This is a genomic window from Pseudomonas sp. Sample_20 (assembly GCF_004307585.1).
Taxonomy (GTDB): Bacteria; Pseudomonadota; Gammaproteobacteria; order Pseudomonadales; family Pseudomonadaceae; genus Aquipseudomonas; species Aquipseudomonas atacamensis.
This window is the reverse complement of sequence record NZ_RCOA01000020.1, coordinates 191,265-203,528: the sequence shown is the minus strand read 5'-3', so window position 1 is coordinate 203,528 and position 12,264 is coordinate 191,265. Positions and strand designations below refer to the sequence as shown.

Sequence of the window (12,264 nt, the reverse complement as noted above, 5' to 3'; positions counted from 1 at the left end):
TGTCCATGTACACGCCACGCGCCTTTGCCATCGAAGACTTGTCCCAACTGCACGAACTGATTCTTGCCACGCGCCTGGCCATTCTGGTCAGCCACGGCGAAAGCGGCCTGCAAGCCAGCCACGTGCCGGTGCTGCTGCATCGCGAACAGGGCGAATACGGCACGCTCTACGGCCATCTGGCCAAGGCCAATCCGCAGTGGAAAGACCTGCGTGACGGCGCCGAGGCCATGCTGATCTTTGCCGGACCAGATGCCTACGTCAGCCCAAGCTTGTATCCGAGCAAGGCCGAGCACGGCAAGGTCGTGCCGACCTGGAACTACATCGCCGTGCACGCCTACGGCCAGGCCGAGACCTTCAGCGATGGCGGCCGCTTGCTCGACATTGTCAGCACCCTCACCGACCGTCACGAGGCAGGCCGTGCCCAGCCGTGGTCGGTGGACGATGCGCCAGCCGATTACATCGACACCATGCTCAAAGCCATCGTCGGTTTTGCCATTCCCATCGACCGCCTCGAAGGCAAACGCAAGCTCAGCCAGAACCGTAGCGCCGAAGATATCGCCGGGGTGCGCGAAGGCCTCGCCGCCAGCCCCGACGCCAACGATCAAACCCTCGCCAGCCTGATGCGCTAAGGAAATCCGCATGACTCAGATCGACATTCGCCCGGTCAGCGCCAACGACCACGCCGCTTGGCTGCCGCTATGGCAGGCGTACCTGCGCTTCTACAACACGGAACTGCCGGACGCTGTCACCCAAAGCACTTGGCAGCGTTTTCTCGACCCGAATGAACCGACCCACGCCGCCCTCGCCTGGGCTGAAGGCAAAGCGCTGGGCATGGTGCATTACATCTATCATCGCTCGAACTGGAGCATCGAGAATTCCTGCTATCTGCAGGATCTGCTGGTGGTGCCGGAAGCCCGTGGCACCGGTGTCGGTCGGCTGTTGATCGAGCATGTCTACGCTACCGCCAAGGCTGATGGTTGCTGCAAAGTCCACTGGCTGACCCACGAAACCAATGCAACGGCGATCCAGCTCTACGAGCGCATTGCCGAACGTCCGGGATTCATCCAGTTTCGTAAAGCCCTTTAAGGAGACGCGCACATGACCGCTTCACTCGCTGACTGGAAAGGCGTCCCCGCCCCCTCCGCCACCCTGCTCGAAGGCCGTTTCATACGCCTGGAAAAACTCGACCCGGCGCGTCATGGCGATGAGCTTTACGCCGCCCTCGAAGGGCCGGGTGCCGATCCGAAGCTTTGGGATTACTTGCCTTACGGGCCGTTTCGCGAGCGCAGCGCGTTCAACGACTGGCTGAACAATCATGCGGCCAACAGCGACCCGTACTTCTTCAGCGTCATCGACCGTGCGACTGGTCAGGTGCAAGGCATCCTCAGCCTGATGTCGATCGTTCCGGCGCAGGGCCGCATCGAAATCGGCCACGTCACTTTCGGTGCGCCAATGCAGCGCTCGCCGAAAAGCACCGAGGCGGTGTACCTGCTGGCCAAGTATTCGTTCGAGCTGGGTTACCGGCGCCTGGAATGGAAGTGCAACAACGGCAACGCCCGCTCCAAATACGCGGCGGAGCGTCTGGGCTTCAGCTTCGAAGGCGTGTTTCGCCAGCACATGGTGGTCAAGGGGCAGAACCGCGACACCGCGTGGTATTCGATTCTGGATGGGGAATGGCCGGCGATCGGTGCGGGATTCGAGCGCTGGCTGAGCGATGAAAACCAGACGCCTGATGGCCAGGTGAAAGGCTTGGCCGAGTGCCGTAGCTGATCGTCACAAAGCCCCTGTGAGAGCGAGCCTGCTCGCGAAGGCGCTGTGTCAGTCACGGAAATATTGACTGACTGACCGCTTTCGCGAGCAGGCTCGCTCCCACAATTGGCGGGGCTTTTCTTAACGACGCAGTTCTTGCGCCAGCACCGCAATGTGCTCCGGGCCGATCCCGCAGCAACCACCCAGATGACTGGCGCCGCGCTGTTGCCAGTCCAGCGCCCAGTGCAGATACCCAGGCGGATCGAGATCGTCACGCAACGGGTCGAGCCCGTCGTTGGCCGTGGCTTCTTTCGGTTGCGGAGGAAACGCGTTGGCATACGCGCCGATGTTGATCGTGACGCCGAGACGCTCAAAGGTTGCGCGCGCCGCGTCGATGGCCGCGCCAATCACTTCCGGCTGACTGCAGTTGAACAGCAGGGTTTCGACGCCAAGTTCAGCCGCCAGCGCAGCCGCTTCGGCTACCGGCTCACCGGAGCGCAGGCGTGGCACTTCATCGGTGTCTTCATCCTTGAGGGTGAACGACAGCCAGAACGGTTTACCGTCCTTCGGCAACCCGGCGTGAATGGCCCGCGCCTCAATAATCGAACTCTGGGTTTCCGCCAGCCACAGATCAACATGCGGGGCCAACCCATTGACCAGCGGCGTCAGCAGCTCGGTCACGCGATCCGCTTCGAACAGATCCGGACGATACGAACCAAACAGCGGCGGCAACGAACCGGCAACACGCACTGACTTGCCGGATGCCTGCACCGCCCGCCGTGCCAACTCCCCCGCCAGTGCCGCAAGCGCCTGGCCTTCAGCCGCAAATCGCGCTTCGCCAATGTGAAATGGCACCACCGCGTAACTGTTGCTGGTGATCACGTCGGCGCCGCTGTTGATGTACGCGGCATGCACCGCCTCGACCGCCTGCGGCGCTTCACTCAGCGCCAGTGCCGACCACTCCGGTTGGCGAAACGGCGCGCCGGCGCGTTGCAACTCGCGGCCCATGCCGCCATCGAGAATGACCGTACTTGCTGCGCCCATATGCTTTTCACTCATATGCTTATGAAAATAACTCACTATCAGAGTCGTTCTTATAACTATTTAATACGCACCACTCGGTTAATAACAACCTCTTTTTTCAACAGGAATCGACTGTGAAACTCCAACCGCTATTGGCCCTGGGCCTGACCATTCTGGCCGCATCCACCCAAGCCTTCGGCGGCGCGACGCTGGACCGTGTCGAACAGAAAAAAGAGCTGGTCGGCGTGCTCATGGAAAGCTATCCGCCCTTCTCGTTTCTCAATGAGCAGAATCAACTCGATGGTTTCGATGTCGACGTTGCCAAAGCGGTGGCGGACAAGCTTGGCGTCAAACTGCGTCTCGAAACGCCGTCCTGGGACGTGATCGCCGCCGGCCGCTGGAGCGGGCGCTACGACATCTGCATCTGCTCGATGACCCCGAGCAAGGCCCGCGCCGAGGTGTTCGACTTCCCGGTCGAGTACTACGCGTCGCCAGCGGTGATCGTGGTCAACGCCAAGGACGATCGCATCCACAGCGCCAAGGATCTGAGCGGCAAAAAGGTCGGCCTGACCAGCGCCTCCAGCTACGAAAGTTATCTGAACAAGAACCTGGTCATCGAAGGCGCCGAGGATACGCAGTTGCAGTATCCGTTCGAGGATGTGCAGATCGCTCCGTACGACACCGACAACGTCGCCTTCCAGGATCTGGGCCTGGGCGCCGGCGTGCGCCTGGATGCGATCCTCACCAATCTGGTCACCGCGCAGCCGCGCCTGAACCAGGACCAGCGCTTCAAACTGGCCGGCGAACCGCTCTACTCGGAACCCAACTCCGTGGCCATCGAAAAGGGTGACCCGCAGTGGGACGCCAAGGTGCGCGAGGTGTTTGCCCAACTGAAACAGGACGGCACTCTGAGCAAGCTGTCGCAGAAATGGATCGGCGCCGATATCAGCCAATGACTTCCTTTCCGACCCCGCCACAGCCACCGCAACCGGTGGCTGAAACCCGCCTGCAAAAACTCTTTGGTTTCCGCACGCGCCTGTACCTGACGTGGGCGGCGCTGTTCTGCCTGTTTGCCGGATTCTTCCTCAGCTTCGACCTGAAGTTCGCGATCATCCTCGACAAGCTGCCCAACCTCCTCGGCCTGAAGCTGGCGCCGAACGGCTTCCTGCAAGGCGCAGCGCTGACGCTGTTTCTCTGCGCCTGCTCGATCATCGCCTCGTCGCTGCTCGGTTTCATCACCGCGCTGGCGCGCCTGTCGAACAGCGCCGTGGCATTTGGCATCGCCAGTTTCTACACCTCGTTCTTTCGCGGCACGCCACTGCTGATCCAGATCCTGCTGATCTACCTCGGACTGCCGCAACTGGGCATCGTCCCCGGCGCCATCGTCGCCGGCATCATTGCCCTGTCGCTGAATTACGGCGCCTATCTGAGCGAAATCTTCCGCGCCGGTATCCTCGGCGTCGATCACGGCCAACGCGAAGCATCCCTGGCGCTGGGCCTGCGCGAAAGCGTGATCTTCTGGCGCATCACCCTGCCCCAAGCCATGCGCACGATTATCCCGCCGACTACCAACCAGTTCATCTCGATGCTCAAGGACTCGTCGCTGATCTCGGTGATGGGTGTCTGGGAAGTCATGTTTCTCGCCCAGTCCTACGGTCGCTCAAGCTATCGCTACATCGAAATGCTCACCACGGCGGCGATCATCTACTGGCTGATGTCAATCGGGCTGGAGCTGATTCAGGCACGGATGGAGCGGCATTACGGCAAGGCGTATGTGCGGCGTGGCTGAAGCGTATTCAAACGGTGTCCCGACGTATCCGCACAACGCCCATTTTCATGCCGAACGGGCGGAACACCGCGTTCAGCGACTTCAGGGTCTGATTGCCTTCGCCATGTTCGATATGCACCAGCGTGCGCACAGAAATCTTGCACATCTTCGCGAACTGGGACTGATGCAGACCGGTGACTTCGACCCGTAAACGGCGCACGGCGTCACCGATTTCCAGAGTGCCTTCGGCCAATGATTCCTTGATGCTGTCGATAAGCGCCATGCGGTCAAGGACAGTAAGGTCCCGTGCAGATTTGAGTTTACTCATGACGCGGCAGATTCGTTTTGTGAAAGACGCAATTTAATGCAGCGTGATGACAGTTTTGGTAATTAAACTGCAACAAAATGCAGACGGGAGCCGCTGGGGCTTCAATCGACGCAAAACAATGCAGATGGCCCCCCGACGTATGTCGCTGTGACCCATATCGGCTGTAGGAAAACGAACCGCCGCCATCGCGCAAAAGCCTTGTTTGCGAAATCCCGTGAGGATTTTCGACAGAACGATCCGACGTCGCCTGCACAGCATCAGGAACCGACCGACATCGTTTTTTTCAACGCAGCAATAGAGTTGAGCCTTTCATACAAGGAGGTTGAACTCGATGCCTGCCCTACACAAATACCGTCCCCATCACCTCGCTCTGGCGATCGCGCTGACGATCGGATCTGCCGAGGCGTCCATCGAACAGCTGCCAGACGTCCAGGTTTCTGCGCAGATCAGCGAAGACAAAACCGCCAAGCCTCGAAAGAAGAAAACACCCACACCGAAAGTGGATCCTGATGACTTGTTTGCGATCAAGGAATTCATCGGCCCGCTGCAGCACACTTCTCCGTCGCCCGGGCAGGCCTCTGAAGCGCCTTCGGTCGATGCCATACGCGCGACGGTTGCGATCGAGGATTTCAGTCCGGCCTTTTATGAAGGGCTGGAGTTTCCAGAGTTCGTGGTGGAGGAAACCGGCGATGAGGAATTCGATCTCGTCGACCCGTTTGAACGCGACATGTTGGCGATCACGACGCAGCGCTCTTTTGTCTCGAGCCCGCTCGAGAATATCGACGGCGTATCCCTGCAACTGGGCGATGGAGATGACCTGCTGGTGATCAATAAGGGCGCGCGTTGGGACGGTCGCCTGGACGGTGGCAAAGGTGCGAACGGGCTGCTGTTCAATGCCGTAGAAGGCGGCGAGATCGGTGAGACGCGCAACTTCTCGGCTATGCGAATCGCACGCGGGCAGTGGACATTGCGTCACGTTTTCGAGGGTGATGCTGACGTCAAAGCCGACGCCGTGCTGCTCAACTACGCATCGATCAATGGTGTCGATGTCGACCCGGGAGCGGTTTTTGGCGGTTATGGACACGTGACGGGGCTGTATGTCGCAGGAACCCTGCTTGCCAGCCAGCAACACGGCTCTCCCAATATCAAAGGCAATCTGACGCTCCATGAGGACGCTGTGTTTTCTTACGCCGTATCTGCCGACCGCGGCTCAGATCCCGTGCATGTTCAGGGCACCGCGAGCCTGGGAGGTGCGCGTGTCGAGATTTATGGCGTACCGGGCGACTACGCTCGTACCAATGAGTATCGGCTGTTGTCTGCAAACGTCATTGATGGCGAGTTCGGTGAGGTCACCACCAATCTGGCCTACATGACACCAACGCTCTCCTATGAGCCAAACGCGGTGAACCTGCACTACGTGCGCAACGATGTAGGGTTCGAACAACTGGCCCGAACGCGCAGTGCTCGTTCGATTGCGCAGAGCTTGGATAATCGAGGGGCTTACACTCAAGCTTTCGATATCGGCACCAACAGGGCCGTCGCCGCACTGCTGACCAGCGATAAAACCACCGCGCCCATCGCCCTCGATCAACTTGCCGCAGGCAGCAATGCCAACCTCGCCAAAGCCACGCTGAGCAGTATCACGCCGGTCAGTACGAGCATGCTTTCGGCAATGCGGCAGCTGGACAATCATTCCGCCTCGACCTTCGGCTCGCGCAGTTCACCGCGTCAGGCCGCAGGCAACGAAGATTCCGGGCAGGTGTGGATTCAGGCGCTGGGCCACGGCGGCAAGGTTGATCGCGACGCTGACGGTATCCTCCAACATGCCACGCAAGGGCTGGTCGTGGGCGCTGACTGGCGACTCGATGAGCACTGGCATGTCGGCCTGCTTGGCGGCAAATCGCAGACCAAACTCGATGCCCGCCAGTACGACGGCGACCTCGACAGCTGGCACCTCGGCGCCTACGCCATGCGTCAGGATGGCCCGCTGTCACTGCGCCTCGGCGCGACCTACGCGAGCCATGACGGCAGCAGCACACGGCGGGTCGCGTTCAAGGGTTTCAGCGATCGTCTCAAGGGCAATTACGACGCCAATACTCAGCAAGCATTTGCCGAGGCCGGGTTCAACCTGGGCCGCAACAACGTGACCCTCGAACCCTTCGCCAGCCTCGGCTATCAGCGCTATCAGCGCGACAGCTACAACGAAAAGGGCGGCGACGCGGCACTGAAAGTCTACGGCCAGACCCGCGACAACTTCAGCAGCACCTTTGGCCTGCGGCTTGCGCAGATCAATACGCTGGATAACGGCATGCATTTGACCCCGCGCTTGAGCGCAGGCTGGAAACATAGCTTCGGCGCGATCGACAGCTACACCCGCCAGCAACTGCGCAAGGGCGGCAAGCGCTTTGAAGTGACCGGGGCGACACTGGATCGGAACAGCCTCGCGGTGGATGCGGGGCTCGACCTTGGTCTATCGGCGGCGCACACACTGGGCGTGGGCTTAACGGGTGAGCTGGGTAATGACAGCCGAACGTATGGCGTGGCGGGTCAATGGCGCATGGCGTTCTGATGCATTAAGCACGCCTCCTGTGGGAGCGAGCCTGCTCGCTCCCACATGTGATCCTTGGCAATGACCTGACAAGGTCGAAAATCACAGGCAAAAAAAAGGGGAGCACATGCTCCCCCGAGGTTTAAAGCGTTGGATCGCTACTGTTATCTCAGCCTTCGATCTCGATGAGGATTTCGCCCGGGTTGACCCGGTCGCCCTTGGCCACATGAATCGCGGCAACCTTGCCGGCAATGGCGGCCTGGACTTCGGTTTCCATCTTCATCGCTTCGGTGATCAGTACCGCCTGGCCAGCCTTGACGCTGTCGCCCTCCTTGACCAGCACATCGACGATGTTGCCGGGCATGGTGGTGCTGACATGGCCTGGTGCCGAGGCCTGTTTGCGTTTGCTGCTGCCGCCGCCAACGAATTCGTTGAGCGGCTCGAACACCACTTCTTCCGGCATGCCGTCGATGGACAGATAGAAGTGGCGCTTGCCTTCAGCCTTGACGCCGACACCGGTGATGTCGACGCGATAGGTTTCGCCGTGGACGTCGATGACGAACTCGGTCGGCACGCCTTCGCCGCCCGCCGAAGCAACGGCGCCCGCTTCCGGGATTGGCAACAGCACTTCCGGCGTGAGGGTGCCGGCGGCACGCTCTTCGAGGAACTTGCGGCCGATGTCCGGGAACATGGCGAAGGTCAGTACGTCTTCTTCGGACTTGGCCAGTGCACCGATATCGGCACGCAGCTTGGTCATTTCCGGTTTGAGCAGATCGGCCGGACGTACGTCGATGACGTCCTCGCTGCCGATCGCCTGACGCCGCAGTTTTTCATTCACGACGCCCGGTGCCTTGCCGTAGCCGCCCTGCAGATACAGCTTCACTTCGTTGGTGATGGTCTTGTAACGCTCGCCGGCCAGCACGTTGAAGAACGCCTGGGTGCCGACGATTTGCGAGGTTGGGGTCACCAGCGGCGGGAAGCCGAGGTCTTCACGTACGCGCGGGATTTCTGCGAGCACTTCGCCCATGCGATTCAGAGCGCCCTGCTCTTTCAACTGGTTGGCGAGGTTGGAGATCATCCCGCCCGGCACTTGGTTGACCTGCACACGGGTATCGACGGCGGTGAATTCGCTTTCGAACTGGTGGTACTTCTTGCGCACGGCATAGAAGTACAGGCCGATTTCCTGGAGCAGTTCCAGATTCAGGCCGGTGTCGTACTCGGTGCCCTTGAGCGCGGCAACCATCGACTCGGTGCCCGGATGGCTGGTGCCCGAGGCGAAGCTGGAGATCGCGGTGTCGATGTGATCGGCGCCGTTTTCGATCGCCTTGAGCTGGCACATGGCGGCCAGGCCAGCGGTGTCGTGGGAGTGGATGAACACCGGCAACGACTGCTCGGCTTTCAACGCGCGCACCAGTTCACCGGTGGCATACGGGGTCAGCAGACCGGCCATGTCCTTGATCGCCACCGAGTCGCAGCCCATGGACTCCATTTGCTTGGCCTGGGTGACGAAAGCATCGATGGTGTGCACCGGACTGGTGGTATAGGCGATGGTGCCCTGTGCGTGTTTGCCGGCAGCCTTCACCGCTTCAATGGCCACGCGCAGGTTACGCACATCGTTCATCGCATCGAAAATGCGGAACACATCGATGCCGTTCACCGCTGCCTTGGCGACGAAAGCTTTGACCACGTCGTCGCTGTAATGGCGATAGCCGAGCAGATTCTGCCCGCGCAGGAGCATTTGCAGACGGGTGTTGGGCAACGCCGCACGCAGTTGGCGCAGGCGCTCCCACGGGTCTTCCTTGAGAAAGCGCACACAGGCGTCGAACGTCGCGCCGCCCCAGCATTCCAGCGACCAGTAGCCGACCTTGTCGAGCTTGTCGCAGATCGGCAGCATGTCTTCGGTGCGCATGCGGGTGGCGAGCAGCGATTGGTGAGCGTCGCGCAGGATGGTGTCTGTTACGAAGATTTTCTTGCTCATTCTTGTATTCCTCACAGGCCTGCGTGGGCGGCGATGGCGGCGGCGATGGCCAGGGCCAGCTCTTCGGGTTTGCGCTTGATCGAGTAGTTGGTCAGTTCCGGGTGGCTTTCAACGAAGCTGGTGTTGAACTGGCCGCTACGGAATTCCGGGTTGCGCAGGATTTCCTGGTAGTACGCGGCGGTGGTCTTCACGCCCTGCAGACGCATGTCGTCCAGCGCCCGCAGACCACGGTCCATCGCCTCTTCCCAGGTCAGCGCCCAGACCACCAGTTTCAGGCACATCGAGTCGTAGAACGGCGGAATGGTGTAGCCGGTGTAGATTGCCGTGTCGGTGCGCACGCCCGGGCCGCCGGGGGCGTAGTAACGGGTAATTTTGCCGAAGCTCGGCAGGAAGTTGTTCTTCGGGTCCTCGGCGTTGATACGGAACTGCAACGCAAAGCCACGGTGCTGGATGTCTTCCTGCTTCACCGATAGCGGCAGGCCGGAAGCGATGCGAATCTGTTCGCGGACGATGTCGATGCCGGTGATTTCTTCGGTGATGGTGTGTTCCACTTGCACCCGCGTGTTCATTTCCATGAAGTACACCTCGCCCTCGGCGAGCAGGAACTCCACGGTGCCGGCATTCTCGTAACCCACTGCCTTGGCCGCACGGACCGACAGGTCGCCGATGTAGGCGCGCTGTTCCGGGGTCAGCTGTGGGCTCGGCGCGATCTCGATCAGCTTCTGATTGCGGCGCTGGATCGAGCAGTCACGCTCGAACAGATGCACGACGTTGCCGAAGCTGTCGCCAAGGATCTGCGCCTCGATGTGCTTGGGATTGACGATGCATTTTTCCAGGAACACTTCCGCCGAACCGAACGCCTTGGTGGCTTCGGAGATGACCCGGGGGAAGTTCTGTTCGAGTTCTTCGCGGCTGTTGCAGCGACGGATACCGCGACCGCCACCACCGGAGGTGGCCTTGAGCATTACCGGGTAACCGATGCGGTCGCCTTCGACCAAGGCTTCTTCGATGCCGGAGACGTTGCCCTCGGTACCGGGCGTCACCGGTACGCCGGCCTTGATCATGCTGCGGCGCGCTTCGGTCTTGTCGCCCATGCGCCGGATGACTTCCGCCGACGGGCCGATGAATTTGATACCGCGCTCAGCGCAGATTTCCGCCAGCTCGGCGTTTTCCGAAAGGAAGCCGTAGCCGGGGTGCAGCGCATCGCAGCCGGTTTCCACCGCCAGGTTCACCAGCTTGCGCGGGTTCAGATAGCCGGCCAGTGGCTCGGCACCCACGCTGTGGGCCTCGTCCGCACGCTTCACATGCAAGGCATGGCGATCGGCGTCGGAGAAAATCGCAACCGAGCGAATGCCCATTTCGGCGCAGGCTCGTACGATGCGTACGGCAATCTCACCACGGTTGGCGATCAGGATCTTTTTTATCACTTGGAGGTTCCCTTGAGCCGGTGGCACCACGACCTGCTAGACCCAGGTCGACGCGTGACCAAATGTTTCAATTCAGTCGCAGGTCCACACTAGCGCTGCTGAGGGATTAACAAAAATGAATAAAAATTGGGTCAGGCATAAGTAAACACTTATAGTCGGAACAACCGTGTGCCGTGAGAGCCTGAATAAAATGCGTAAGTCATTGATGCGTATGACATTGCGTCAGTTGCAGATCTTTAATGAGGTGTGTGATTTACGCTCCTACAGCCGCGCCGCCGAGGAAATGTCCCTCACACAACCGGCCGTGAGCCTACAGATTCGTCAGCTGGAAGAGCTGATTGGCCAGCCGCTGTTCGACTATGTCGGCAAAAAACTCTACATGACCGAGGCGGCGGAAGCGCTCCAACGTGCCAGTCGCGACATTTTCGGGCGGCTGGAAAACCTCGATATGCAACTGTCGGACATGCAGGGTTCGCTGCAGGGTCAGCTGAAACTGGCAGTGGAATCGAGCGCCAAATATTTCGTGCCGCATCTGTTCGCCGCGTTCAAGCGCCAGCATCCGGAAGTCAATTTGCAGCTGACTGTGGTCAACCGTGGCCAGGTCATTCGCCGCCTCTCGGACAACCGCGATGATCTGGTGATCATGTCGATGGTGCCGCAGGACATGGGCCTGGAATTCCTGCCGTTCCTCAACAATCCGATTGTCGCCGTCGCGCGCCCGGATCATCCGCTGGCGCACATGGGCCCGCTGCGCTTGCAGGATCTGGAACCGTATACGCTGCTGATCCGCGAGCCGGGCTCGGGCACACGTCTGGCCTGCGAAGAATATTTCAAGGAAAAGCGCGTGCACTTCACCCAGACCCAGGAGGTAGCCTCGGCCGAAGCCCAGCGCGAATGCGTGGTGGCGGGTCTGGGCCTGGCGCTGTTGACGCGCCACGCACTGAACCTGGAGCTGGCGACCGGCGGCCTGGTCGAGCTGCCGGTCGAGGAGTTGCCGCTGATGCGCAGCTGGTGTCTGGTGCAAGCCAAAGCCAAACGGCTGTCACCGGTGGCGCACGCCTTCCTGGCGTTCATCCGCAGCGAGCGGGCGCAGATTATTGCGCTGGTTGAGCGTTTCGACGGGAAGCGGCGGGCGCTGCCTGCCAATGCGTGATCTCGGGAAAATCGCCGATCTCGGCCTGAAGCTGGCGAAGTTCGAAGCGATCCTCGATTGCGCGGCGAAATTCCATGCGGCGCTGATCTTCCTGCTGACGACGGGTTTTCGCGGCGCTGTTGCGTTCTTCGTAGGGCTGAGCCATTTCGAGTCTCCCAGGGCGAGTACGGGAGTTTCACGATAGGCGTGGGGGATGACGGTTTGGCTGCGCGGGGATGACAATGTGATGAAATGTGCGCAGGGATGTGCTGTTGTTGAGGACGCTTTCGCGAGCAGGCTCGCTCCCACAT

12 protein-coding genes are annotated in these 12,264 nt (G+C 60.4%); 7 read left to right on the top strand and 5 right to left on the bottom strand.

The window, feature by feature from the left end:
• Positions 1 to 5: 5 nt before the first annotated feature.
• The 3 genes from D8U70_RS04590 to D8U70_RS04580 are packed head-to-tail and all read left to right on the top strand — an operon-like array spanning position 6 to position 1,770.
• A complete protein-coding gene (locus D8U70_RS04590) occupies positions 6 to 629 on the top strand; it encodes an FMN-binding negative transcriptional regulator (protein WP_073471070.1) in 624 nt (207 codons plus the stop codon).
• Between the two features lie 10 nt (positions 630 to 639).
• Positions 640 to 1,086 (top strand): GNAT family N-acetyltransferase, encoded by a 447-nt coding sequence (locus tag D8U70_RS04585; RefSeq protein WP_024014846.1) that lies wholly within the window; start codon positions 640 to 642, stop codon positions 1,084 to 1,086.
• Positions 1,087 to 1,098: 12 nt separating this feature from the next.
• Positions 1,099 to 1,770, top strand: a complete 672-nt coding sequence (locus tag D8U70_RS04580; RefSeq protein ID WP_130928393.1) for a GNAT family protein — start codon at positions 1,099 to 1,101, stop codon at positions 1,768 to 1,770.
• A 120-nt stretch (positions 1,771 to 1,890) separates the two neighbouring features.
• Here D8U70_RS04580 and D8U70_RS04575 read toward each other — a convergent pair whose 3' ends face one another.
• Complete coding sequence (locus D8U70_RS04575) at positions 1,891 to 2,793, bottom strand: homocysteine S-methyltransferase family protein (RefSeq protein WP_130928392.1); 903 nt, start codon at positions 2,791 to 2,793, stop codon at positions 1,891 to 1,893.
• A 113-nt stretch (positions 2,794 to 2,906) separates the two neighbouring features.
• Between D8U70_RS04575 and D8U70_RS04570 the strand changes: the two genes are divergently transcribed.
• Together D8U70_RS04570 and D8U70_RS04565 are read left to right on the top strand one after the other, a co-directional pair.
• Positions 2,907 to 3,728: an ABC transporter substrate-binding protein gene (locus D8U70_RS04570; RefSeq protein ID WP_076564634.1), complete on the top strand. Its 822-nt coding sequence runs from the start codon at positions 2,907 to 2,909 to the stop codon at positions 3,726 to 3,728.
• On the top strand, positions 3,725 to 4,561 hold the full coding sequence (locus D8U70_RS04565) for an amino acid ABC transporter permease (RefSeq protein ID WP_130928391.1): 837 nt from the start codon (positions 3,725 to 3,727) through the stop codon (positions 4,559 to 4,561). Before D8U70_RS04570 ends, D8U70_RS04565 begins: the two co-directional genes overlap by 4 nt.
• A 7-nt stretch (positions 4,562 to 4,568) precedes the next feature.
• On the opposite strand, the gene D8U70_RS04560 is transcribed toward D8U70_RS04565, so the two are convergent.
• Complete coding sequence (locus tag D8U70_RS04560) at positions 4,569 to 4,868, bottom strand: helix-turn-helix transcriptional regulator (protein WP_130928390.1); 300 nt, start codon at positions 4,866 to 4,868, stop codon at positions 4,569 to 4,571.
• 331 nt (positions 4,869 to 5,199) lie between these two features.
• Between D8U70_RS04560 and D8U70_RS04555 the strand changes: the two genes are divergently transcribed.
• Positions 5,200 to 7,437 (top strand): autotransporter outer membrane beta-barrel domain-containing protein, encoded by a 2,238-nt coding sequence (locus tag D8U70_RS04555; protein ID WP_241664633.1) that lies wholly within the window; start codon positions 5,200 to 5,202, stop codon positions 7,435 to 7,437.
• 148 nt (positions 7,438 to 7,585) lie between these two features.
• On the opposite strand, the gene oadA is transcribed toward D8U70_RS04555, so the two are convergent.
• Both oadA and D8U70_RS04545 read right to left on the bottom strand, forming a co-directional pair.
• Complete coding sequence (oadA, locus tag D8U70_RS04550) at positions 7,586 to 9,394, bottom strand: sodium-extruding oxaloacetate decarboxylase subunit alpha (RefSeq protein WP_122705493.1); 1,809 nt, start codon at positions 9,392 to 9,394, stop codon at positions 7,586 to 7,588.
• A gap of 11 nt (positions 9,395 to 9,405) precedes the next feature.
• Positions 9,406 to 10,821 (bottom strand): acetyl-CoA carboxylase biotin carboxylase subunit, encoded by a 1,416-nt coding sequence (locus D8U70_RS04545; protein WP_024014853.1) that lies wholly within the window; start codon positions 10,819 to 10,821, stop codon positions 9,406 to 9,408.
• 190 nt (positions 10,822 to 11,011) lie between these two features.
• Between D8U70_RS04545 and D8U70_RS04540 the strand changes: the two genes are divergently transcribed.
• Positions 11,012 to 11,974 carry a LysR family transcriptional regulator gene (locus D8U70_RS04540; RefSeq protein WP_083353858.1) on the top strand — a complete coding sequence of 321 codons (963 nt, stop codon included), beginning with the start codon at positions 11,012 to 11,014 and terminating at the stop codon, positions 11,972 to 11,974.
• Here D8U70_RS04540 and D8U70_RS04535 read toward each other — a convergent pair.
• On the bottom strand, positions 11,916 to 12,119 hold the full coding sequence (locus D8U70_RS04535) for a hypothetical protein (RefSeq protein WP_080902479.1): 204 nt from the start codon (positions 12,117 to 12,119) through the stop codon (positions 11,916 to 11,918). The genes D8U70_RS04540 and D8U70_RS04535 overlap by 59 nt on opposite strands.
• Positions 12,120 to 12,264: the final 145 nt, after the last annotated feature.